This is a genomic window from Tianweitania populi, from assembly GCF_014652875.1.
GTDB classification, from domain to species: Bacteria; Pseudomonadota; Alphaproteobacteria; order Rhizobiales; family Rhizobiaceae; genus Tianweitania; species Tianweitania populi.
Window position 1 is genome coordinate 362921 of record NZ_BMZQ01000002.1, and the last position, 21854, is coordinate 384774.

Annotated in this window: 24 protein-coding genes; 18 read left to right on the forward strand and 6 right to left on the reverse strand. The window is 61.6% G+C overall.

What is annotated here, in order from left to right; all coding sequences use genetic code 11:
- Window positions 1–9 precede the first annotated feature (9 nt).
- From IE166_RS11065 to IE166_RS11080, 4 genes are all read right to left on the reverse strand, one after another.
- Window positions 10–1488: a type II and III secretion system protein family protein gene (locus tag IE166_RS11065; protein WP_189503804.1), complete on the reverse strand. Its 1479-nt coding sequence runs from the start codon at window positions 1486–1488 to the stop codon at window positions 10–12.
- A 32-nt stretch (window positions 1489–1520) separates the two neighbouring features.
- Entirely contained in the window at window positions 1521–2339 is an 819-nt protein-coding gene (gene cpaB / locus IE166_RS11070) for a Flp pilus assembly protein CpaB (protein ID WP_189503806.1), read from the reverse strand.
- A gap of 133 nt (window positions 2340–2472) precedes the next feature.
- A complete protein-coding gene (locus tag IE166_RS11075; RefSeq protein WP_189503808.1) occupies window positions 2473–2985 on the reverse strand; it encodes an A24 family peptidase in 513 nt (170 codons plus the stop codon).
- Between the two features lie 88 nt (window positions 2986–3073).
- On the reverse strand, window positions 3074–3283 hold the full coding sequence (locus IE166_RS11080) for a Flp family type IVb pilin (protein ID WP_189503810.1): 210 nt from the start codon (window positions 3281–3283) through the stop codon (window positions 3074–3076).
- A 243-nt stretch (window positions 3284–3526) separates the two neighbouring features.
- Between IE166_RS11080 and IE166_RS11085 the strand changes: the two genes are divergently transcribed.
- The 14 genes from IE166_RS11085 to IE166_RS11150 all read left to right on the forward strand — a co-directional run bounded on the left by IE166_RS11085 (window position 3527) and on the right by IE166_RS11150 (window position 16450).
- On the forward strand, window positions 3527–3958 hold the full coding sequence (locus IE166_RS11085; protein WP_189503812.1) for a pilus assembly protein N-terminal domain-containing protein: 432 nt from the start codon (window positions 3527–3529) through the stop codon (window positions 3956–3958).
- Window positions 3959–4113: 155 nt separating this feature from the next.
- Window positions 4114–4668, forward strand: coding sequence for a TadE/TadG family type IV pilus assembly protein (locus IE166_RS11090; protein ID WP_244641445.1), 555 nt, complete (start codon window positions 4114–4116; stop codon window positions 4666–4668).
- Window positions 4661–5284 carry a TadE/TadG family type IV pilus assembly protein gene (locus IE166_RS11095; protein ID WP_244641446.1) on the forward strand — a complete coding sequence of 208 codons (624 nt, stop codon included), beginning with the start codon at window positions 4661–4663 and terminating at the stop codon, window positions 5282–5284. Before IE166_RS11090 ends, IE166_RS11095 begins: the two co-directional genes overlap by 8 nt.
- 72 nt (window positions 5285–5356) lie before the next feature.
- Window positions 5357–6586 (forward strand): phosphopentomutase, encoded by a 1230-nt coding sequence (locus IE166_RS11100; RefSeq protein WP_189505865.1) that lies wholly within the window; start codon window positions 5357–5359, stop codon window positions 6584–6586.
- Entirely contained in the window at window positions 6579–7481 is a 903-nt protein-coding gene (gene mutM / locus IE166_RS11105; RefSeq protein WP_189503815.1) for a bifunctional DNA-formamidopyrimidine glycosylase/DNA-(apurinic or apyrimidinic site) lyase, read from the forward strand. The genes IE166_RS11100 and mutM overlap by 8 nt, the downstream gene beginning before the upstream one ends.
- Window positions 7482–7522: 41 nt before the next feature.
- Window positions 7523–8296 carry an enoyl-CoA hydratase gene (locus tag IE166_RS11110; protein WP_189503817.1) on the forward strand — a complete coding sequence of 258 codons (774 nt, stop codon included), beginning with the start codon at window positions 7523–7525 and terminating at the stop codon, window positions 8294–8296.
- Between the two features lie 166 nt (window positions 8297–8462).
- Window positions 8463–8729: a 30S ribosomal protein S20 gene (gene rpsT, locus IE166_RS11115; RefSeq protein WP_189503819.1), complete on the forward strand. Its 267-nt coding sequence runs from the start codon at window positions 8463–8465 to the stop codon at window positions 8727–8729.
- 859 nt (window positions 8730–9588) lie between these two features.
- A complete protein-coding gene (dnaA, locus tag IE166_RS11120) occupies window positions 9589–11064 on the forward strand; it encodes a chromosomal replication initiator protein DnaA (RefSeq protein WP_244641447.1) in 1476 nt (491 codons plus the stop codon).
- A gap of 187 nt (window positions 11065–11251) precedes the next feature.
- Complete coding sequence (gene dnaN, locus IE166_RS11125; protein WP_189503823.1) at window positions 11252–12367, forward strand: DNA polymerase III subunit beta; 1116 nt, start codon at window positions 11252–11254, stop codon at window positions 12365–12367.
- A gap of 14 nt (window positions 12368–12381) precedes the next feature.
- Window positions 12382–13521: a DNA replication/repair protein RecF gene (gene recF, locus IE166_RS11130; protein WP_189503825.1), complete on the forward strand. Its 1140-nt coding sequence runs from the start codon at window positions 12382–12384 to the stop codon at window positions 13519–13521.
- Between the two features lie 31 nt (window positions 13522–13552).
- Window positions 13553–14326 carry a molybdopterin-synthase adenylyltransferase MoeB gene (locus IE166_RS11135; protein WP_189505868.1) on the forward strand — a complete coding sequence of 258 codons (774 nt, stop codon included), beginning with the start codon at window positions 13553–13555 and terminating at the stop codon, window positions 14324–14326.
- The gene (locus IE166_RS11140; protein ID WP_189503827.1) at window positions 14323–14796 is read left to right on the forward strand and encodes a GNAT family N-acetyltransferase; all 474 of its coding nucleotides are present in this window, start codon (window positions 14323–14325) and stop codon (window positions 14794–14796) included. Before IE166_RS11135 ends, IE166_RS11140 begins: the two co-directional genes overlap by 4 nt.
- Entirely contained in the window at window positions 14793–16043 is a 1251-nt protein-coding gene (locus IE166_RS11145) for an aconitase X (protein ID WP_189503829.1), read from the forward strand. The genes IE166_RS11140 and IE166_RS11145 overlap by 4 nt, the downstream gene beginning before the upstream one ends.
- Window positions 16040–16450, forward strand: coding sequence for an aconitase X swivel domain-containing protein (locus tag IE166_RS11150; protein WP_189503830.1), 411 nt, complete (start codon window positions 16040–16042; stop codon window positions 16448–16450). Before IE166_RS11145 ends, IE166_RS11150 begins: the two co-directional genes overlap by 4 nt.
- A gap of 293 nt (window positions 16451–16743) precedes the next feature.
- Here IE166_RS11150 and IE166_RS11155 read toward each other — a convergent pair whose 3' ends face one another.
- Window positions 16744–17745, reverse strand: coding sequence for a 2-hydroxyacid dehydrogenase (locus IE166_RS11155; RefSeq protein WP_189503832.1), 1002 nt, complete (start codon window positions 17743–17745; stop codon window positions 16744–16746).
- Between the two features lie 166 nt (window positions 17746–17911).
- On the opposite strand from IE166_RS11155, the gene IE166_RS11160 reads away from it, so the two are divergent.
- Window positions 17912–18532, forward strand: coding sequence for an SH3 domain-containing protein (locus IE166_RS11160; RefSeq protein ID WP_189503834.1), 621 nt, complete (start codon window positions 17912–17914; stop codon window positions 18530–18532).
- A 46-nt stretch (window positions 18533–18578) separates the two neighbouring features.
- On the opposite strand, the gene irrA is transcribed toward IE166_RS11160, so the two are convergent.
- Window positions 18579–19004: an iron response transcriptional regulator IrrA gene (gene irrA / locus IE166_RS11165; RefSeq protein ID WP_189503836.1), complete on the reverse strand. Its 426-nt coding sequence runs from the start codon at window positions 19002–19004 to the stop codon at window positions 18579–18581.
- Between the two features lie 236 nt (window positions 19005–19240).
- On the opposite strand from irrA, the gene fabA reads away from it, so the two are divergent.
- The 3 genes from fabA to fabI are packed head-to-tail and all read left to right on the forward strand — an operon-like array spanning window position 19241 to window position 21854.
- Window positions 19241–19768: a 3-hydroxyacyl-[acyl-carrier-protein] dehydratase FabA gene (gene fabA / locus IE166_RS11170; protein ID WP_189503838.1), complete on the forward strand. Its 528-nt coding sequence runs from the start codon at window positions 19241–19243 to the stop codon at window positions 19766–19768.
- A 33-nt stretch (window positions 19769–19801) separates the two neighbouring features.
- Window positions 19802–21022: a beta-ketoacyl-ACP synthase I gene (fabB, locus tag IE166_RS11175; RefSeq protein WP_189503841.1), complete on the forward strand. Its 1221-nt coding sequence runs from the start codon at window positions 19802–19804 to the stop codon at window positions 21020–21022.
- Between the two features lie 22 nt (window positions 21023–21044).
- Entirely contained in the window at window positions 21045–21854 is an 810-nt protein-coding gene (gene fabI / locus IE166_RS11180) for an enoyl-ACP reductase FabI (RefSeq protein WP_189503843.1), read from the forward strand.

Sequence of the window (21854 nt, forward strand, 5' to 3'; positions counted from 1 at the left end):
GACCCTTGCTCACTTGTAGATGTAGCCGACGACGCCGTGGTAGCGTCCATCAGGAAGGTTGGTCTTCATCGTTCCGTAAACGCGATTGACCTTGCCCAGGAAAAAGCCGGCGCCATCGCTTGCAGGATTGAAGTTGTCATCCGGCTTGGCCAGTTCGTTGCGGGCAACAGGACGGGCAAGATAGGGCGTGACGATGATGACGAGCTCGGTTTCGTTGCGGGTAAATTCGCGGCTGCGGAACAGGGCGCCAAGCACCGGCACTTTCGACAGACCCGGGGTCGCGTTGACGGTCTGACGCATCTCGTCCTGCACCAACCCTGCGATCATCATCGAGCCTCCGGAAGGCAACTCGATGGTCGTGTCGGCTAGGCGCTTGCGAAGCGACAGGATGTTTTCACCTTGCACCTGCTCGACGTTCTGGTTTGTCGGCTCGGAAACCGTGGTGCGGACCTTTAGGCTAATCCGGCCGGGTGATAGCACTGTCGGAAGAAACTCAAGACCGATACCGTAATCAATCCTCTCAATTGAGCGGACTGTGACGCCGTTCTCATTCGTCACATTCGCAACAACGTTGAATTCGCCGCCGACGCGAAATGTCGCCTGTTCGCCAGAGATTGCGGTCAAAGTTGGTTCAGCCAGCGTCTTCATGGCACCGGTCTGCTCCATGGCCGTCAGAGTGCTTTGCAGAGCCGACCCCAAACCAAGGCCGGTTCCTCCATCGGGAAAATTGCTTCCTACGCCGACAGCCGTCTGACCAAGCGCGTTGAGCGTGTTGAACTGAACACCGTCCATCTGGCCGATGATGTTCACGCCAAGCTGCTTCATGACGTTGCGATTAACTTCCGCCACCGTCACCTTTAGCGTAACCTGATCTTCGCCGACGATCTTGATCAGATTGATGATCTTGCTGCCGCGCCGCGAACTATCGGGATTGTTGATCGACACACCGGCCGATGCATCTCCGCCAGACGCCGTTTGCGAAAACTGACCGGTCGTGGCCTCACCACCGCTGACAAAGACCCCCGCCAGCTGTGCTGCACGCGATGCATCCAGCGGGGTGTTCACCGTGCCGGTCAGCACGACGTTGTCGTTCAAAAGTTCAACGCTGATATCGGAACCAGGAATGAAGCGCTGCAGGTATCCTTCAAGCCCAGCAACGTCGCGCTCGACGGCAATCTCGTAATTGCCGATCTGCTCGCCATTGGAACCGAACACGATGATGTTGGTCTGGCCGATGCTCTTGCCAAACAGGTAAATGCGCCGCGCCGTGCGCGTTACCGCATCGGCCACGGCCGGATTGGCAACGAGAATGTCATAGGCATCGGAGCCGAGCTCCAGCACAAAGGACTTGTTCAAGCCGAGCTTGATCACCTGACCGCGGCTGTAACTGCTGCCGACTTCGCCGCCCGCATGAGCGACGGTGACACCCGGGCTTCCCGGCAAGACCATCATCAGCGTAGCCAGAACCGCGGCTGTCTTCCGGCCCATCTTACTTAGCCAAAACATCGTGCGAGCAGCGATCATTGACGGGCTCCTTGTTCGGAGATTTCGCCCGACTTGATCAGGCGGACCGTACCGCGCTTGCCGCTTCCATTCACAAGGTAGTCAGCTTCGGCAAGGTTCTTTTCCTGCGACTCCGTAATCGGCCGTAACGCCAAGGTGAGACGCTCGGCCATCTGCTGCGCAACCGTGATGATTTCCGCCTGCTGTGGGGTCAGTTCCAGCGTGGCCGTCTGGCCGACCTTTACCCGCTTGCCGTCCTCGTCTTCCTGGATCGCCTGATCGATCGCCAGAACGCGAATGTTCTGCAGGATGGTTTCCGTTGTGAAACCCTCGCCGCCCGCACCCTCGGTTGAAGCGCGGCGCGTCATAATGACATCGACGGAATCGTTGGGAAGAATGAAGCCGCCAGCCGAAGTATCGGCCGCGATCTGCGTGGCAACCGCCCGTTTGCCGGTCGGCAGGATCGAAGACATGAAGCTTTGCCCCTGCCCGATCAGCTTGGAGCGCCGCAGCGGCTCACCGGCATAAATCTCGGCCCGCGCGATCGAGCCCTTCAGGGTATCCAGCGCTTCGGGTTCGGCAGTGCGGGTGATGAAGCCTTCAGAGACCGCATCTTTCGGCCATGCCTGCCAGCGAAGTTGGCCTTCGATGTGCGACCCCATCGGCACGTTTTCACTGAGAACAAGCACGTCCTCGACAGCAAGCGCTGGCGTCTGGTCAGGCTGCTGAACTGCGATCAGTTCCGGCGGTGCGGAAGCCATGTTCTTGGCAATCCAGCCGGCAGCAATCGCTGCCACGACTGCGACGCCGAGAATAATGACACGTGAAGCGTTCATCCTGCCTGATCCCAGATCCAACGCAAGCGCTGCGTTGATCAGAACCCTGCAGAGCAAAGGTCAAATTACGGTTAACAAGCCACTTAGAAGGGTGATGAATGCAATCTTAACGAAGATCTTAACGATCAGGAGATTACATTTGCGCTAGAGCCCAAGCGCCGAGTGGGCTGGACGGGAAGGCCATGAGACCAGCCGCGCCTAAGGCGATACCATACGGAATGCCTGCTTTACGATCTGCCACGTGGCGAAGAAGCCGTGTGTTGCTGGCGGCCGAGGCAAGAGGGGAATAGCGGAGAGCTAGAAGAGCTAAAGTCAGAAGGCCGCCTAGGAAAGCGCTCCAAACCAGGTACTGCGCGAGCGCAACGCCAGGGCCCATCCAACAAGCCGTTGCGGCCAACATCTTCGCATCGCCGCCGCCCATCGCGCCAAGCGCAAAAAGACCAAAACACGCTATCAGCACACACCCAGCGCTCCCTAAGTGCCAGCAATAATCCTTCCAAATCATGTCCGTAAATGGTGCAAGCAGAGCAAACGCCAACACAAGCACGACTGATACGCGATTTCTGATCCTCATAGTCAGTATGTCTGAAACAGCCGCTATGAGCATTAAGGACGGAAATATCGTGAGCATTGCAGCTTCGCGCATCTGCTAATTACCCAAGATAAATGTTGGAGTACACTCTAAGAGCGAGAGCCGCCGAAAAGACGGCGGCTCTCTACTTACTACCGAGATCTCAGCCGCCGTTACCGGTAGCTGGAGGGGTAGTGCCAGTTTGAGTAGCGTTTAGCTTACCAGAAACATAGTTGAACTGGTTGCTGAGGCTACCGCCCAGCGTGGTCGCACCAGCAACGATTGCCAGCGCGATCAGCGCAGCAATCAGGCCGTACTCAATAGCGGTTGCGCCGGATTCATCCTTGGCGAAACGAGCGAAAATCTTCGACATTGTTTGAGCTCCTACTCAACGTGGTTACAGCATCTCGTCGACGTTCTGCCGTGTCGATCGATTGCCCTGAACCTAGCGGAGACCTGTTGCGATGGGCTTAAGCGACGCGCTTAACAAACAATTGTGGTACTACTTAAAAACAGAACAGCGTCTGTTCGGAGGTCTGTACTAGCACAGGCGTAGTTTAACCGCGCGTTCACCCTTCTCCTTCATTCTTCGTGCACCTCCGCGCGGAAAATGCCCATGTCAGTGTCTTCAACACGCCGCCCCATTACCTCCCTGCTTTTGGCGGCTATGATCTGTCTCGGCTTCTCGGCTGCAGCGCGCGCCGATACCGGCCTCCAGGTGGTGATGAACCAGGCCAAGATCGTCAAGGTCGCGCGCCCGATCGACACGATCGTGATCGGCAACGAAGCCATCGTCGATGCAGCCGTTCAAAACGACACGACGATCGTGCTGACCGGAAAGGGCTTCGGCTCGACCAACGTCGTCGTGCTCGACAAGGAAGGCCAGGCGATCGTCGATCAGCAGGTTACGGTGTCACGGCAAGACAGCGGCTCGGTTCGCGTCTACCGCCGCTCTCAAATGCAGACCCTGTCCTGCACGCCTTATTGCGAAGGCGCCTACCGAAACGAAGCCGAGCAGCAGTCCGAAAAGGCGTTGAACGGCCAGTAAGCACGCCTTTGGATCATTGTCTTAGCGCTCGGTAAAGACAATCCGCACGTTTCTCCGGGTTTCCAAAACGAGACAGCAATCGGGTTCGTTTAAGTTGCTCTGGCGATGCAAGGTCTTGCAGCGGCGAAGAAGCTTAAACCAGAGCGGCCATGTTCTTGCGTCATCGAATCCAGTCCATTGCAGTTCCTAGTCTTGCCAGCCGCTTCCTGCGAGATCAGCGCGGCAGCACAGCGATCGAATTCGTGGCACTCGCGCTGCCCTTTTCGCTCCTCGTCTTCGCCATTCTCGAAAGCTGCCTGTCCTTTGCCGGCCAGCAGGTTCTAACAAACGCGACGGACGATATCGCCCGCAAGCTGCGGACCGGCCAGATCAAGAGTCTCACCGAGACTGAACTGAAGAACGATATCTGCGACCGCATCAACATCCTCGTGCCGGGCAATTGCAGCGCCAATCTCTCTGTGGATCTGCGCACCTTCACGACCTTTGCGGAAGCCGCGAAGCTCCGGGTGAAGATCGGTGCGAATGGCGACATCGACACGAGCGGCTTCAAGGTGGAGGTCGGCAAGTCCGGCACCAAGAACATGCTGAGGACCTTCTATCGTTGGCCGGTCATCACTGACATCATGCGTAGTTCGATGTCGAACCTGAGAGGCAACAAGACGCTGCACTTTGCGACGGCCACCTGGCAGAACGAACCGTTCGATGATTGACGTGCGCAAGATGCTTACCGCTGTCTGGAACCTGAACGCGCACGTAATCACCTTCATCCGCGATCAGCGTGGTGCCGCAGCCATCGAATTTGCCTTCGTCGTTCCGATCCTTCTTTGCATGTATCTCATGACCATGGAAATCTCGCAGGCTATTGAGACCAACAAGAAGCTAGGTCGCGCAGGCACGCTCGTCGGCGATCTGGTTACGCAGCAGGCTGAGGTTACGAGCAGCGAACTCGACGGCATCCTGCAGATCGGCGACTCGCTCCTTCAGCCGTATAACCGAACAAAGCCAGTTATCACCGTCACGGCCATCAACGTGGAAAGGGATACAAGGTCGAGGGCACTGGCTGGCAAGGTCTCATGGTCGCGAAGAATGGCTGGCAACACCTTCGCGGCCACAACGGCCAAAGAAGTCGATGTTCCTGACTTTCTGCTCATCGAGGGCACTTTTGTGATCCGAGTGGATGCAGCGTTAAACTATGAGCCTGTCTTGTTGAATGCGGCCAAAGGCAATGCGCTAGGCATTGGCGCCGCCTTCGACGGCATCTCCATGGGCGAAACTTATTTCATGCGCCCCCGCCGCAGCACGACCATCCCCTGCACCGGTTGCTGAACCTCGTTGCGCACAACCATTTGAGCCCAGCCGCGAACTGACCTATCTGTGTTGCCAATCAAGGTCGGCTTCATGGCGCGCGCGTTTCTCTTCGTTCTGGATTCCTTCGGCATCGGCTGCGCGCCGGATGCGGCACGTTATCGCGATGAGGGCGCGGATACCTATGGCCATATTCGCGAGGCCTGCGTGGCTGGCCATGGCGATCAGGCCGGCCTGCGCAACGGCCCGCTTCTTTTGCCCAACCTGGATGCGCTTGGCCTCGCCCATGCCTCCGCCCTGTCCCACAACACCCCTCTGCCGCCCGCCGACACCCTCGGCTTCTTCGGTGCTGCCACCGAAACATCGAGCGGCAAGGACACGCCCTCCGGTCATTGGGAAATCGCATCCTTTCCCGTGGCTTTCGACTGGGGCTATTTTCCCGCTACGGTGCCGAGCTTCCCACCCGCACTGACCGAAGCGATCATTGCGGAAGCGAATCTGCCCGGCATTCTCGGCAACTGTCATGCTGATGGCACCGGCGTGATCGATCGTTTCGGCGAGGAGCATGTGCGAACGGGCAAGCCGATCCTCTACACTTCAGTCGATTCCGTGCTGCAAATCGCCGCTCATGAAGAGCATTTCGGCCTCGACCGGCTCTACAAGCTGTGCGCCATCGTGCGGCGCCTGGTAGATCCGCTGAACATCGGCCGCGTCATTGCCCGACCCTTCGTCGGTGAAACGGTAGACACCTTCGTACGTACTCCCAATCGCCGCGATTTTGCAACGCCGCCGCCCCAGGCAACCCTGCTCGATCGCCTGACGGAGCGCGGCAGCCGCGTGATCGGCATCGGCAAGATCGGCGATATCTTTGCCCATCGCGGCGTGTCGGAAACCCGCAAGGGCGCGGGCAATATGGCCATGTTCGACAAGGCACTGGGCGCGATGGATGATGCCGAGGACGGTGATCTCGTTTTCGCGAACTTCGTCGACTTCGACACCAATTTCGGCCATCGCCGCGACGTGCCGGGCTATGCGGCCGCGCTCGAAGCCTTTGATGCCCGCTTGCCCGAAGCCTTGGACAGGCTGCGCCCCGGCGACATGCTGATCCTCACCGCCGATCACGGCTGCGACCCCACCTATCGCGGCACGGATCATACGCGCGAGCGCGTGCCGATCCTCGGTATCGGACCAGATTTCAAGCCGGGGTCCGTCGGCGTTCGCCCGACCTATGCCGATATCGGCGAAACAGTTGCGGAGCATCTCGGCCTTACGCCCGGTCCTGCCGGCACCTCCTTCCTCCAGCAGATCGCAGCGCATGCCTGAACTGCCAGAAGTCGAAACCGTCCGGCGCGGATTGCAGCCGGTGATGGAAGGCGCGCGCATCGAGCAGGTAGAACTTCGCCGCCCCGACCTGCGTTTTCCGCTGCCGCTGGATTTCGCCGCCCGCCTTCAAGGTTGCACGATCGATGCTCTGGCGCGGCGGGCAAAATATCTGCTGATCCATCTCGACGACGGAACCGTGGTGATCGCCCATCTCGGCATGTCCGGCTCGTTCCGTATCGAGCAGGAAAGTGATGCGGATGCGGACCCGGTAGCGCCCGGCAGTTTCCATTACGCCCGCTCCAAGGATGAAAAGCACGATCATGTCGTGTTTCACCTCCAACGCCCCGAGGGCCGCGCGCGCGTGATCTATAACGACCCGCGCCGCTTCGGTTTCATGCTGCTTGCGGATGCTGGCACACTGCACGAGCATCCGATGCTCAACGGTCTTGGTGTCGAACCCACCGGCAATGCGCTGGACGGCGTGCTTTTGTCGGACATGCTCAGGGACAAGAAGACGCCGCTGAAATCCGCGCTGCTCGACCAGCATCTGATCGCCGGCTTGGGTAATATCTATGTCTGCGAGGCGCTGTGGCGCGCCGCCATTTCACCGAAGCGTCTCGCCGGCACGATCGCCGGCAAGCCCGGCAAGGAAACCGTGCGCACCCGTCGCCTCGCCGAAGCGATCCGCACCGTGATTGCCGATGCGGTGGCAGCGGGCGGCTCCACCTTGCGCGATCATCGGCAGGCCGATGGCTCGCTGGGCTATTTCCAGCACACCTTCTCCGTTTACGATCGCGAGGGGTCGCCCTGCCCGCGGATCTCCTGCACAGGCGCTGTGCAGCGCATCACGCAAGCCGGCCGCTCCACTTTCTATTGCCCGCGCTGCCAGCGCTGATATGGGTGAGGCGATATCGGGCAAACGAATAGGAGGAACGCATGGCCTATGAAACGATCCTGGCGGAAACACGCGGCAAGGTCGGGCTCATCACGCTGAACCGCCCCACCGCACTCAACGCCATCAATTCCGGCCTGACGCGCGACGTGCTGGAGGCGCTAAAATTGTATGACGCCGATCCAGCGATCGGCTGCATCGTCATCACCGGATCGGAAAAGGCCTTTGCGGCCGGCGCCGACATCAAGGAAATGCAAAGCCGCTCCTATGTCGACAACTATCTCGACGACTTCTTTGCCGAATGGGATGCGATGCAGCGCGTCCGCAAGCCGATTATCGCGGCTGTCGCCGGCTATGCGCTAGGCGGCGGCTGCGAGCTCGCTATGGCCTGTGATTTCATCATCGCGGCCGAAACCGCCAAGTTCGGCCAGCCGGAAATCACGCTCGGCGTAATGCCTGGCATGGGAGGCTCGCAGCGTCTCACCCGCTTTGTCGGAAAGTCGAAGGCCATGGACATGTGCCTCACCGGACGCATGATGGATGCCGCAGAAGCCGAGCGTAGCGGTCTCGTGTCACGCGTTGTGCCCGCTGGCGAGTTGATCGAGGAAGCCTTGAAGGCCGCCACGAAGATTGCCGACTTCTCGCTTCCGGCCGTGATGATGAACAAGGAGGCCGTCAATCGCTCCTATGAGCTCACGCTTCAGGAAGGCCTGCGCTTCGAGCGGCGGGTGTTCCATTCCATGTTTGCGCTGGAAGACCAGAAGGAAGGCATGTCGGCCTTTGCCGAGAAGCGCAAGCCGACCTTCAAGAACCGTTGAGCCACCGGTTTAAGCGTAGTGCCATCCTGGAGAGTCCGGAAAAGCATTGACGTTGCGCATCGTGGCGCTTATAAGCCGCCCAACCTGTGGTGGCCTTCGGCTGCCGCATTGCTATTTTGTACGGCCTGCCGGCCGGCAGGACCCGTTGAAACAATAGAGAGGCGACATGGCCAATACAGCTTCGGCCAAGAAGGCGGCGCGCAAGATCGCCCGCCGTACTGCAACCAACAAGAACCGCCGTTCGCGCGTGCGCACTTTCGTCCGCAAGGTCGAGGAAGCGCTGCTGGCCGGCGACAAGGATGCGGCCGCAGTTGCATTCAAGGCTGCCGAGCCGGAACTGATGCGCGCTGCCTCGAAGGGCGTCGTTCATCGCAACACCGCTGCTCGCAAGGTCTCGCGTCTGGCTTCCCGTCTGAAGACGCTGTCTGCCTGATAACGCTGGCGGCCTGATCCGGCTTAATACTTGTGTTCGAAAAGCCCGGCCTTCGCGCCGGGCTTTTTTGTGCCTTTGATCTCCATCAAGGGCCAAATTTGCTTCTAGATGAGCTGTTGGTGAAACAAGCCTCGGCTAAGCTCTTGAGATTCAAGAATGCATGGCTTGGGGAGCAACGACGCCTCGCCGTTTTCCTTTGCTTAATCAGTGGCTTGTAGATGTTTATCCACAAGCTGCCCACAAGGGCGGCAAGTCTTCCTAGCCCTGCCAGAGTCAAGAAGATTCTTTGAAAAAATTTGTTTCGGAAGCACTGAAAACAAGCGTTTCCGAAAAGGGATTGAATCCAAAGAACTTAGAGGATTAACGCGCCACAAAGCGGGCCCAAAACGGCCTTGAGCATTAAGATTTGTTTAAATTTGTCCCTGTCTACCGCTTGTCTCAGCGGCTCCGGACTCGGTAATGTCCAGTCAGCGAGAGGGACGGGCGGGGGCCTTAAACCCGAGCCATGAGGATGATACTGCCGCACCGGCTTCGGTGAACGGGTATCTAAGCCCTTTCGCTGTGTAACGATCGAAGCAATATCCAGCAACTTGAGTTGCGGTGTGCAGGCCAATGCGAATCCGTTGGCCCGCCGGAGGTTTGCCGAAAATCGATGGCGTACAAACTCTGGGTGAGAACCCGGACGGGGCGTCTTATTTTCTTGGGCGCACCGCAACGGCTGCGATCGGGAACACAAACAGCGCCTGCCGCAATGGTGGGTGCGAGCATGACGAATAAGGAACGGCGACACATGCATAGCGGCCTTGCAGCGAAGAGCGGGTTTAGCCTTCCCATTCAGACGAATTCCAACGAGGACCAGATGACAACAGGCGACGCAGCCGGTGAACGAGTTTTCGAACGCGTAAAGGTGCAGCTGCGGGCCCGTCTCGGGAACGATGTTTATTCAAGCTGGTTCGGCCGCATGAAGCTTGCGGAAGCCTCGAAGGGCATCGTGCGCCTGTCCGTGCCGACCGCCTTCCTCCGCTCCTGGATCAACAACCATTACATCCGCCAGATCGAGGAACTGTGGCAGGCCGAAGAGCCCTCCACGCTCAAGGTCGACGTGATCGTTCGCTCGGCCACCCGCAACACCGCGCCGGCGCAAAGCGAGGCTGCTGCGCAGCGCAACCGCGCCGCTAAGCCGGCTGCCAGCGCAACTGCGGCGCCTTCAATGAAGCCGATGCTGTCGGTGGTTGGTTCGGCCGCTCCGCGTCAGGCGACCGGTGAAACGGAATCGCGCGGTTCGAGCATCGGCTCGCCGCTCGACCAGCGTTATACGTTCGATACTTTCGTGGAAGGCCCGTCGAACCGCGTCGCTCTTGCAGCCGCCAAGGCTGTTGCCGAAAGCGCGCCCAACGGCGTGCGCTTCAATCCTCTGTTTATTCATTCCTCGGTCGGCCTCGGTAAGACCCATCTGCTGCAGGCCATTGCCGACGAGGCGATCCGCAACAAGCCGGGTTCGCGCGTCGTTTATCTGACCGCCGAATATTTCATGTGGCGGTTCGCTTCCGCGATCCGCGACAACTCTGCGCTCGCCCTCAAAGAACATCTGCGCGACATCGACCTCCTGATCATCGACGACATGCAGTTCCTGCAGGGTAAGTCGATCCAGAACGAATTCTGCCACCTCCTCAACATGCTGCTCGACAGCGCTAAGCAGGTCGTCGTTGCCGCCGACCGTCCGGCCACCGAGCTGGAATCGCTCGAGCCGCGCGTGCGTTCGCGTCTCAGCGGCGGCGTGTCGCTTGAAATGGCGGCACCGGACTTCTCCATGCGCTTGTCCATGCTGCGTCATCGCCTGGCGCTGGCGCAAGCCGAGGATGCCTCGATCACCATCTCCGACGAGATCCTGAACCACATCGCACATGCCATCCCCGGCAGCGGCCGTGAGATCGAAGGCGCGTTCAACCAGGTGCTGTTCCGCCGCTCCTTCGAGCCTCAGCTCGATGTGGAGCGCATCGACGAGATGCTGGCCCACATCTTCCGCTCGGGCGAGCCCAAGCGGGTGCGCATCGAAGACATTCAGCGTATCGTTGCCCGCCACTACAACGTGTCGAAGACCGAGCTTCTGAGTAACCGCCGCACGCGCACCATCGTGAAGCCGCGCCAGGTGGCGATGTATCTGTCCAAGGTGCTCACCCCGCGCTCCCTGCCGGAAATCGGCCGTCGCTTCGGTGGCCGCGATCACACCACGGTTCTGCATGCCGTGCGCAAGATCGAGGATCTGTCGGGTTCCGACACCAAGCTCGCCCAGGAACTCGAATTCCTGCGCCGCCTCATCAACGAGGCGCAGTAAGCTCTAGCCTCTACATCAGGCAAAGCCCTGTTGATCTACGGGCTTTCAGCGGCCTGAAAAGCTTGCTTTCGCGGCAGATTTGTTGTCAGTCTGCCGCGACTTCGGCAGGGATTCCACACTGCCGACGGGACATGCCGGGTATCCTCCTTGACGCCTGTCCCGCTGATTTCATTCGGGACCGGTTGTCATGCGTGTAGTTCTTGAACGCTCGAACCTTTTGAAGTCGCTCAACCATGTTCATCGTGTTGTTGAGCGCCGCAACACGATCCCGATCCTGTCGAACGTGCTTCTGGCGGCCGAGGGCGCAAACCTCTCGCTGAAGGCGACCGATCTCGACCTCGAAGTGACCGAAACGATCCCGGCCATGGTCGAGCGCGCCGGCTCAACCACCGTGCCCGCCCATCTCCTTTACGACATCGTGCGCAAGCTGCCCGACGGTTCGGAAGTGATGCTGAAGCTCGATGAAGACGGAAACGCCATGACCGTCATGGCCGGCCGCTCGTCATTCCGCTTGCAGTGCCTGCCGCAGTCGGATTTCCCGCAGCTTTCCGCCGGCACCTTCACCCACATCTTCCGCGTCGAAGCGCCGGCCATCAAGGGCCTGATCGACAAGACGCAGTTCGCGATCTCGACGGAAGAAACCCGCTATTATCTCAACGGCATCTTCCTGCACACGCATGGCGACCAGGACCTGAAGCTGCGCGCGGTCGCCACAGACGGTCACCGCCTGGCCCGCTCGGAAACCGCCGCTCCGTCCGGCTCGGAAGGGATGCCCGGCATCATCGTGCCGCGCAAGACGGTCAGCGAGTTGCAGAAGCTGCTCGACGATCCGGAAACCACCGTCACGGTCGAACTGTCCGACACCAAGATCCGCTTCACGATCGGCCCTGTGGTGCTGACCTCCAAGCTGATCGACGGCACCTTCCCGGATTATCAACGCGTCATCCCGACGGGCAACGACCGCAAGTTGATCATCGACCGCCAGAGCTTCGCTTCCGCCGTGGATCGCGTGTCCACCATCTCCTCGGAGCGCGGCCGCGCCGTGAAACTCTCGATCGCATCGGGCCAGGTCACGCTCGCCGTCAACAACCCGGATTCGGGCAGCGCGACGGAAGAGCTCGCCGCCGACTATGACTCGGATCCGATTGAGATCGGCTTCAACGCGCGTTACCTGCTCGATGTCGCAGCCCAGCTGTCGGGCGGTGATGCCCGCTTCATGCTGGCCGATGCCGGTTCGCCGACGCTGATCCACGACGCATCCGACGACGACACGCTGTATGTCCTGATGCCGATGCGCGTCTAGCGCATCGAGAGGCTATGGCCGAACCCAGCACGATCGGTAAGTTCCAGCTCACGCAGTTCCGGAACTATGCGCAGCTCGTCACGCGGTTCGAGCCTGGCGCCGTTGTGCTGTTCGGCGCCAATGGCGCCGGCAAGACCAATCTTCTGGAAGCCATCTCCTTCCTGTCGCCGGGACGCGGTTTGCGGCGCGCGAGCTACCGCGACGTTCCTCGCGCCGGTGCGGCGGACGGCTTTTCCATCTTTGCCGAAGTCAGCGGACCGGAAGGCGATGCCAGCATCGGCACCGGTACGGGCTCCGACAATGAAGGGGATGCTGCCCGGAGGGTGCGCATCAATGGCGCACCCGCCCGCAGCGCCGACGATCTCCTGGAATGGCTGCGCGTCATCTGGCTGACGCCGTCGATGGACACGCTTTTCACCGGCCCAGCCGCCGATCGCCGCCGTTTCGTGGATCGTCTCGTGCTGGCCATCGACCCGCAGCATGGCCGCCGTACGCTCGATTATGAAAAGGCGATGCGCGGCCGCAACCGGCTGCTCGCCGAAGACAGCCGCGACACCGCCTGGCTGGATGCGATCGAAACGCAGATGGCCGAGACCGGAACAGCGATCGCCGTCGCCCGCGTCGAACTGGTGCGCCTTCTCACCGGCCTGATCGAAACCATGCCGGATGGCGCACCCTTCCCCCGCGCTGGTATCGCGCTCACCGGCTTCGTGGAAGATCAGGTTGCCGGTCGCGCAGCGGTCGACATCGAGGAAAGCTTTCGCCAGGCTTTGCGCGCCAATCGCTATCGCGACCGCGCGTCCGGCCGCACGCTGGACGGACCCCATCGCGCCGACTTCGTCGTAGAGTATCGCGAAAAGGCGATGCCGGCCGCCCTTTGCTCCACCGGCGAACAGAAGGCCTTGCTGATCGGCCTGATCCTGTCCCATGCGCGGCTCACCGGCGCGATCACCGGTCTCGTGCCGATCCTTCTGCTGGACGAGATCGCCGCCCATCTCGACGAGAACCGTCGTGCCGCCCTCTTCTCCATCCTCGAAGAGATCGGCTGCCAGACCTTCATGACCGGCACGGAGCGCGCGCTGTTTGCCAGCCTCGAAACCCGCGCCCAGTTCCTCCATGTTCAGGACGGCACGGTCACAGCCGATCCCGGCTGACAGCCCCGTTGCGGAAGCCTATGGTGCCGCCATGGATACGCAAGCCTCCCAGCCGCTCTCGCCTCTTGAAGTCGAACGCTATGCCCGCCACCTCGTGCTGCCGGAAGTCGGCGGCGCCGGTCAGCAGAAGCTCAAGCGCGCCCGCGTGCTGATGGTGGGAGCCGGCGGTCTCGGCGCGCCGGTGCTGCAATATCTTGCCGCCGCCGGCGTCGGCACGCTCGGCATCGTCGATGACGACACCGTGTCCCTGTCCAACCTTCAGCGGCAGGTGATCCACGCCACGGGCGCCGTCGGCAAGCCGAAGGTCGACAGCGCGCAACAGGCGATTACGGCGATCAACAGCCATGTCGTGGTGGAAAAGCACGTCCTGCGCCTCGATCAAACGAGTGCTGCCGACCTCGTCCCGCGCTACGACATGGTGGTGGACGGCTCCGACAATTTCGAAACCCGCTATCTCCTCGCCGATGCCTGCGCCGATGCCCAGCGTCCGCTGGTGAGTGCAGCACTCGGCCGCTTCGATGGCTCGCTCACCGTTCTCACGCCGTACGCCACCACGACTGAGGGCGCGCCCTGCCCGTCTTATCGCGACCTCTTTCCCGAACCGCCGCCCGCCGGGCTCGTGCCTTCCTGCGCCCAGGCCGGCGTGCTCGGCGCCCTGCCCGGCGTGATCGGCAGCCTGCAGGCCATGGAGGTCATCAAGCTCATCACCGGCATCGGCACGCCACTGATCGGCCGCCTGCTGCTTTACGATGCGCTTGCCGCCCGCTTCGATGAAATCCGCTATCGCGCGAAGAAAACCGCATGACGATGGAGGTCCTTCCCCTTCCCGCCACTTTCACGGACTGGGAAGGCCTGCGCCTGCTCATCCGCCGCGCCTTCGGTCCCATGGACGGCGTCATCGATCCGCCGTCCTCGACCCACCTGCTGACGGCCGACAGCCTCGCGGAGAAGGCTCGCCGAGAACAAGCCTTCATCGCCCAAGACGGCGAACAACTCGTCGGCTGCGTGTTCCTCGAAGATCGCGGCGATCATCTTTACCTCGGCCGCTACGCGGTCGATCCAGCGTTTCACGGCCGCGGTGTCGGCCGCGTCCTCATGGACGCCGCCTTCGCCCATGCAAGCGCGCTCGGCCGTCCCGAAATCGAGTTGCAAGCCCGCATCGAACTCACCGACAATCACGCCATCTTCAAGCGTCTCGGCTTCACCGAACACGCCCGCACCAGCCATGCCGGTTACACACGGCCAACCTCAGTCACCTTCCGGAAGGCGCTGTGAGCCTCGTCCTTTCGCCGGAAGAACGAGCCATCGCCGGCGGGTCTGACGGCGCGGCCATCGCCATGCGCCTCGTGGCCGAAAGCGCCCGCCTGCTCGGCGCGCCGCGCCTGATCCCGATCGCTTCCGCCCATATCGACGGCGCGCTTTATCATGGTGATTCCGGCACGCTCTTCGCCGAACGGCTGGTGGAAGGCGGCGCCAGGGTCAGCGTGCGCGCGACCCTCAATGTCGGCGCACTCGATCTCACCGGCTCCTGCCGAGTGCGTCTCGCCGATCATCCCCGCGATATGGCGCAGCGCATGATGGGCGCTTATCGCGCGCTTGGCTGCGAACCGAGCTGGACCTGCGCGCCCTACCAGGCCGGCCACCGTCCAGCCTTCGGCACCGATGTCGCCTGGGGCGAATCCAATGCCGTCGTGTTCTGCAACTCCGTTCTCGGCGCCCGCACCAATCGCTACGGTGACTTCCTCGACATCGCCTGCGCCATTGCCGGCCGCGCCCCCGACACTGGTCTGCACCGCCCGGAAAATCGCCGCGCCAGCATCATCTTCGATGTCAGCCAGATCGATCCCGGCTTCCTCGCCTCGGACATCGCCTGGCCGATCCTCGGCACCCTGTTCGGCCGCACCGTCGGTTCCAACATCGGGGTCGTCAAAGGCATCGAGACCCATCCCGGCGAGGACGCTCTGAAGGCGTTCGGAGCGGCATCCGCTTCGGCTGGCGCGGTCGGTCTCTTCCACATCGCCGGCGTGACACCGGAAGCGCCGGATGTCGCCGCCATATTGGCGAACGGGCCCGTCGAGGTCGTTTCAATCGACCAAACCGCGCTGCGAAACACCCAATCCGCGCTCTCGACCATCGCTTCTACCGGCCAGTTGGATGCCGTTGCAATCGGAAGCCCGCACCTGTCCTTCGCCGAAATCCGCACCCTCATCCGCCTCCTGAACGGCCGCCGCGTTTGTCTCCCCTTCTACGCCTGCACCGGCCGCCACGTCCTTAAGCAACTGGAAACGCACGGTTTGCTGGCGGATCTGACTAGCGCCGGCATCACCCTCGTCGCCGACACCTGTGTCGTCGTCACGCCTATCCTAGCCGACCTGCCGAACGGCATCCTCATGACCAATTCCGGAAAATTCGCCCATTACGCGCCAGGAAACACTGGATATTCAGTGCTTTACGGCTCACTCGCCGATTGCGTGGAAAGCGCGGTCTGCGGCCGACCGACCTTCACCCAGGTCGCCGCATGAGGTTTCAAACCGAAATCCTGGTTCGCGGCCAGGCCGGCACCGGCGAAGCGCTCGTCTTCACCCAACCCATCAGCTTCTGGGGTGGCATCGACCCCACCAGCGGCCGCGTCACCGACGTCCGCCATCCCCAACACGGCGCTTCCATCGCCGGCCGCGTCCTCTTCCTGCCCGGCACCATCGGCTCCTCCTCAGCCTCCGCCGTGTTGCTCGAACTCGTCTACGCCAACCACGCCCCTGCCGCCCTCATCATGGACGCGCCGGATGCCATTTTGCTGCTCGGCCTGCTGGTCGCCCAGGAAATGGGCTGGCCAACGCCGATCGCGGTGCGGCTGAAGGCTGCTGAACAAGGCGGGTTTGCTGGGCAGACCGTGAGTGTCGGCGAGGATGGATTGCTGAAGGTGCTGTGAAGCCGTGCGTCCTTCGAGGCTCGCTCCGCTCGCACCTCAGGATGAGGACCATCGCCGCTTCGTCATCCTCGGGCTTGACCCGAGGATCCATGCCAGAACGCTCCTGTGGAAGAGCCAACGGCACCCGTAAGCGCTTCGTCGTTGTTTCACCGTTCTGGCATGGATCCTCGGGTCAAGCCCGAGGATGACGACGCGGATAGGTCAGGCTCTCGCACACCTCATCCTGAGGTGCGAGCCCCCGCAGCGCCAAACGGGCTCACTCTTTCCCTTGCTGGCGAGCCTCGAAGGACGCACTACACCCTGTTCGGCAGCACCCGGTCCGGCGGGCGATGCCCGTCCAGAAACGCCCGGATGTTGATGATGACTTTCTCGCCCATGTCGATACGGCTTTCGATTGTGGCGGAGGCCATGTGCGGCAGGAGGACGACCTTGCCCTTGTTGGCGAGCTTCACGAGCTTGGGGTTCACCACCGGCTCCTGCTCGAACACGTCGAGCCCCGCCCCCGCCAGCTTTCCGTCCTGGATCATCCCGATCAGGGCCGTCTCATCGACGATGTCGCCGCGCGCCGTGTTTACGAGATAGGCCGTCGGCTGCATCAAGGCCAGGCGACGGGCGGACAGCAGGTGGAAGGTCGCCGGCGTCGAGGGGCAGTTCACCGAAATGATGTCCATGCGCGCCAGCATCTGGTCGAGGCTTTCCCAATAGGTCGCCTCCAGCTCGTCTTCCACGGCCGCCGAAACATGCTTGCGGTTATGGTAGTGGATCGACAGGCCGAAAGCCTTGGCGCGCCGTGCGACTGCGGTGCCGATGCGACCCATGCCGACGATGCCCAGCCGCTTGCCGCCCAACCGGCGGCCGAGCATCCAGGTCGGCGACCAGCCCGCCCATTTGCCCTGCGTGTGCAGGATGTTGGCGCCTTCCGCCAACCGGCGCGGCACGGCCATGATCAAGGCCATGGTCATGTCGGCGGTGTCTTCGGTCAAAACGTTCGGCGTATTGGTGACGGTGATGCCGCGCGCGGCAGCGGCCGCTACATCGACATTATCGACGCCGTTTCCGTAATTGGCGATTAGCTTCAGGTTGGGACCGGCCTGCGCGATCACGGCGGCATCGATGCGGTCGCGCACGGTGGGCACCAGCACCTGCGCCTCACCCACGGCCGCAACCAGTTCCGGCTGCGTCATGATGCGGTCGTCTTCGTTCAGGCGCGCGTCGAACAGCTCGCGCATGCGCGTTTCAACGGGATCGGGCAGCTTGCGGGTCAGCACGACCAGCGGTCGTTTGCGGCTCGACATGATGGACGCCCCTCCCAAAGCGGGTCTTGTTGAGACCTCTTTAACCAAGACTTGCGACACTTCGATCCGTGCCTTCAGCGTCTCTCGGTCCTACCAAGCCGATGAGCGGAAGACAAAGGGAAAAGGCGGCCATGGGCCGCGCGCAAAGTCATCGGGAAACAAGACCATGAAAGGCCTTCATCTTCGTTATGCGCTTCTGGCCGCCGTCGTTGCCGCCATTGTGCCCCACGCGACGAGCCCGAGCTTTGCACAAGAAGAACCAGTTGCCACCTCTCAGGAAGCGACCCCCGAGGAAGCCGCTCCAGCGGCGGGTGAAACGGCAGTGGTCCCAAACCTTCCCCGCCGTGGAAGCGGCCTGCCTCTTCCGCGTTTCGTCAGCCTGAAGTCCGGCCGCGTCAATTCCCGGGTTGGACCCGGCGTGAACTATGCCGTCGACTGGATGTATCTGAAGTCGGGCATGCCGATGGAGATCATCCAGGAATACGACAACTGGCGCCGCGTGCGTGACCCGGATGGTGCGGAAGGCTGGGTCAACCAGTCGCTTCTGTCCGGCCGCCGCACGGCAATCGTCGCGCCCTGGCAGCGCGGCAAGCCGGATGCGGTGATCTCGGTGATGGACCAGCCCAACAAGGAAGCCAGCGTCGTTGCCCGCGTCGAGCCGGGCGTCATCGGCACGATCAAGACCTGCAACGGGTCGTGGTGCGAAATGACGTTTGCAGGGCGTGAAGGCTGGATCAGCCAGGCGTTGTTGTGGGGCGCGTATCCCGGCGAGACGGTCAAGGACTAGAACAGAGAGTGTGCAGACGGGCGCCGATGTTGTCGGCTGGTCAGGCTCAGCCGCGTTTCGGGCGCAGGCGGATCACCACGTCGACATTGGCGATTTCCATGCCTTCCGGCGGCTGCGGCAGCCGCATCAATTGGACGGGGCCATCCAGGATGTCGACGACGCGGTTCTCGCCTTCGACGTAGAAGTGATGGTGATCGGACGTGTTGGTGTCGAAGTAGTTCTTCGCGCCTTCCACGGCAAGAATGCGCAGCATGCCGGCTTCGGTGAACTGGTGCAGCGCGTTGTAGACAGTGGCCAGCGACACCGGAACGCCCGCGATGCAGGCTTCCTCGTGCAGCTCTTCGGCCGAAAGGTGCCGGTCGCCCTGTGCGAAGATGAGGCTGGCGAGTGCGACGCGCTGACGCGTCGGGCGCAGGCCCGCTTCACGTACCCGCTTTTCAACCACCTGCCAGTCCAAGGCCGCTTCGCTCATAATGCTCCAAGCATTGTTGATGGGGCACCGTTCTGCGGGCGCATCAATGCCCTATAATCGCCCTGTAGCTTTGAAAAGCATATATTCTGTCGCGGCAAACTGATCAATAGCGGCACGTTGACCCGCCCCGCCAAGCGGGCTAATCGCGGACAGCTGCAATTGCTATAGTGAGCGCAGCAGACCAGAAACAAGACCGGCATGACCCAATCGATGCGCCGGAGGGAGACACGAACAGCATGGCCGACCGCAAGACGAGCTTCGACTACGAGGATCTGCTGGCCTGCGCACGCGGCGACCTCTTCGGGCCCGGCAATGCGCAGTTGCCCGCGCCGCCGATGCTGATGTTCGATCGTATCACCGACATCAGCGAAACCGGCGGCGAGTTCGACAAGGGCTATATCCGCGCCGAGTTCGACATCCATCCGGATCTCTGGTTCTTCCCCTGCCACTTTCCCGGCAACCCGATCATGCCGGGCTGTCTCGGCCTCGATGCCATGTGGCAGTTGACCGGCTTTTATCTCGGCTGGCTCGGCGAGCCCGGCAAAGGCATGGCGCTGTCGACCGGCGAAGTGAAGTTCAAGGGCATGGTCACCCCTTCGGTGAAGAAGGTGGAATATGGCGTCGACTTCAAGCGCGTGATGCGCGGACGCCTAGTGCTGGGCATTGCCGATGGCTGGTTGAAGGCCGATGGCGAACAGATCTACAAGGCCACCGATCTGAAGGTCGGCCTGTCCAAGCAAGAAGCCGTCGGCACAGCTGTTTAAGTTGACCGGAACGCCAAAAGCGGAGTTGAAGCCATGAGACGCGTCGTCATAAGCGGTCTGGGCATCGTATCGTCCATCGGAAACAATGCCGACGAGGTCACGGCCTCGCTGCGCGATGCGAAGTCCGGCATCAGCTTCTCGCAAAGCTTTGCCGATCACGGCTTCAAGTGCCAGGTCTGGGGTTCGCCCGAGATTGACGCAGCCGCCGAGGTGGATCGCCGCGCGGCCCGCTTCCTGTCGCAGGGCGGCATGTGGAACCACATCGCCATGAAGCAGGCGATCGCCGATGCTGGTCTCCAGGAAGGCGAGTTCACCAACGAGCGCACCGGCATCATCATGGGCTCGGGCGGCCCGTCCACGCGCACCATCGTGGAAGCCGCCGAGATCACCGAAAAGAACAACAGCCCCAAGCGCATCGGACCGTTCGCCGTGCCGAAGGCGATGTCGTCCACGGCTTCCGCCACGCTCGCGACCTGGTTCAAGATCCACGGCGTGAACTACTCGATCTCGTCGGCCTGCTCGACCTCGGCGCATTGCATCGGCAATGCTGCGGAGATGATCCAGTGGGGCAAGCAGGACATGATGTTTGCCGGCGGTCATGAGGATCTGGACTGGTCTATGTCGAACCTGTTCGACGCGATGGGCGCGATGTCCTCGAAGTACAACGACCGCGCCTCGGTCGCCTCACGCGCTTATGATGTCGATCGCGACGGTTTCGTGATCGCGGGCGGCGCCGGCGTGCTGGTTCTGGAAGAGCTGGAACATGCCAAGGCGCGCGGCGCCAAGATCTATTGCGAACTCGTCGGCTACGGCGCGACCTCGGACGGCTACGACATGGTCGCTCCATCTGGCGAAGGCGCCATCCGCTGCATGCGGCAGGCACTGGCAACCGTGAATGGCAAAGTCGACTACGTCAACACGCACGGCACCTCAACGCCGGTTGGCGATTCCAAGGAAATGGGCGCGATCCGCGAAGTGTTCGGCTCGGAGATGCCGCACATCTCTTCGACCAAGTCGCTGACCGGCCATTCGCTGGGTGCTGCCGGCGTGCAGGAATCGATCTATTCGATCCTGATGATGCAGAACAAGTTCATCGGCAAGAGCGCGCATATCGAGACGCTCGATCCGGAATTCGAGGGCATGCCGATTGTGCGCGAGCGCATCGACAACGCCGCAATCAACACCGTTCTGTCGAACTCCTTCGGCTTCGGCGGCACCAATGCGACGCTGGTGTTCCAGCGCCTCGCCGACTGATCGGCGGTATACGAGGGACATTATGGACGGTTTGATGAAGGGCAAGCGCGGCCTCGTAATGGGCGTCGCGAACGATCACTCGATTGCCTGGGGCATCGCCCAGAAGCTGTATGAACACGGCGCGGAACTCGCCTTCACCTATCAGGGTGAAGCCTTCGGCCGCCGCGTCAAGCCGCTGGCCGAGAAGGTCGGTGCAGGCGATCTCACCTTGCCCTGCGACGTGGAAGACAGCGCATCCGTCGATGCCACTATCGCCGCTCTCGAAAAGGCCTGGGGCAAGCTGGACTTCATCGTTCACGCCATCGGTTTCTCCGACAAGAACGAGTTGAAGGGCCTTTACGCCGATACGACCAAGGAGAACTTCATCCGCACGATGGTGATCTCCTGTTATTCGTTCACGGAAGTGGCGCGCAAGGCGGCCGCGATCATGAACGATGGCGGCTCGATGATCACGCTGACCTATGCGGGTTCGGTGCGGGTCATGCCGAACTACAACGTCATGGGCGTTGCCAAGGCCGGCCTGGAAGCGTCCGTCCGCTATCTCGCCAATGATTACGGCCCGCGTGGCATTCGCGTGAACGGCCTGTCGGCGGGCCCGGTGCGCACGCTGGCCGGCGCCGGCATTGCGGATGCCCGTCACATGTTCTCGTTCCAGCAGCGCAATGCACCGCTGCGCCGTCCCGTGACGCTGGAAGAGATCGGCGGTTCCGCGCTGTATCTGCTGTCGGATCTGTCCGGCGGCGTCACCGGCGAAATCCATTACGTGGATTCCGGCTACCACATCGTGTCCATGCCGACACTTTCAGAGCTGAAGCGGACCGACGAAGGCTGA

Excerpts from the sequence above, each read along its gene's own strand:
- IE166_RS11065 (WP_189503804.1), bottom strand. The coding sequence starts at position 1,488 with ATGGGCCGGAAGACAGCCGCGGTTCTGGCTACGCTGATGATGGTCTTG.
- cpaB (WP_189503806.1), bottom strand. The coding sequence starts at position 2,339 with ATGAACGCTTCACGTGTCATTATTCTCGGCGTCGCAGTCGTGGCAGCG.
- IE166_RS11075 (WP_189503808.1), bottom strand. The coding sequence starts at position 2,985 with ATGCGCGAAGCTGCAATGCTCACGATATTTCCGTCCTTAATGCTCATA.
- IE166_RS11080 (WP_189503810.1), bottom strand. The coding sequence starts at position 3,283 with ATGTCGAAGATTTTCGCTCGTTTCGCCAAGGATGAATCCGGCGCAACC.
- IE166_RS11085 (WP_189503812.1), top strand. The coding sequence starts at position 3,527 with ATGTCAGTGTCTTCAACACGCCGCCCCATTACCTCCCTGCTTTTGGCG.
- IE166_RS11095 (WP_244641446.1), top strand. The coding sequence starts at position 4,661 with ATGATTGACGTGCGCAAGATGCTTACCGCTGTCTGGAACCTGAACGCG.
- IE166_RS11100 (WP_189505865.1), top strand. The coding sequence starts at position 5,357 with ATGGCGCGCGCGTTTCTCTTCGTTCTGGATTCCTTCGGCATCGGCTGC.
- mutM (WP_189503815.1), top strand. The coding sequence starts at position 6,579 with ATGCCTGAACTGCCAGAAGTCGAAACCGTCCGGCGCGGATTGCAGCCG.
- IE166_RS11110 (WP_189503817.1), top strand. The coding sequence starts at position 7,523 with ATGGCCTATGAAACGATCCTGGCGGAAACACGCGGCAAGGTCGGGCTC.
- rpsT (WP_189503819.1), top strand. The coding sequence starts at position 8,463 with ATGGCCAATACAGCTTCGGCCAAGAAGGCGGCGCGCAAGATCGCCCGC.
- dnaA (WP_244641447.1), top strand. The coding sequence starts at position 9,589 with ATGACAACAGGCGACGCAGCCGGTGAACGAGTTTTCGAACGCGTAAAG.
- dnaN (WP_189503823.1), top strand. The coding sequence starts at position 11,252 with ATGCGTGTAGTTCTTGAACGCTCGAACCTTTTGAAGTCGCTCAACCAT.
- recF (WP_189503825.1), top strand. The coding sequence starts at position 12,382 with ATGGCCGAACCCAGCACGATCGGTAAGTTCCAGCTCACGCAGTTCCGG.
- IE166_RS11135 (WP_189505868.1), top strand. The coding sequence starts at position 13,553 with ATGGATACGCAAGCCTCCCAGCCGCTCTCGCCTCTTGAAGTCGAACGC.
- IE166_RS11140 (WP_189503827.1), top strand. The coding sequence starts at position 14,323 with ATGACGATGGAGGTCCTTCCCCTTCCCGCCACTTTCACGGACTGGGAA.
- IE166_RS11150 (WP_189503830.1), top strand. The coding sequence starts at position 16,040 with ATGAGGTTTCAAACCGAAATCCTGGTTCGCGGCCAGGCCGGCACCGGC.
- IE166_RS11155 (WP_189503832.1), bottom strand. The coding sequence starts at position 17,745 with ATGTCGAGCCGCAAACGACCGCTGGTCGTGCTGACCCGCAAGCTGCCC.
- IE166_RS11160 (WP_189503834.1), top strand. The coding sequence starts at position 17,912 with ATGAAAGGCCTTCATCTTCGTTATGCGCTTCTGGCCGCCGTCGTTGCC.
- irrA (WP_189503836.1), bottom strand. The coding sequence starts at position 19,004 with ATGAGCGAAGCGGCCTTGGACTGGCAGGTGGTTGAAAAGCGGGTACGT.
- fabA (WP_189503838.1), top strand. The coding sequence starts at position 19,241 with ATGGCCGACCGCAAGACGAGCTTCGACTACGAGGATCTGCTGGCCTGC.
- fabB (WP_189503841.1), top strand. The coding sequence starts at position 19,802 with ATGAGACGCGTCGTCATAAGCGGTCTGGGCATCGTATCGTCCATCGGA.
- fabI (WP_189503843.1), top strand. The coding sequence starts at position 21,045 with ATGGACGGTTTGATGAAGGGCAAGCGCGGCCTCGTAATGGGCGTCGCG.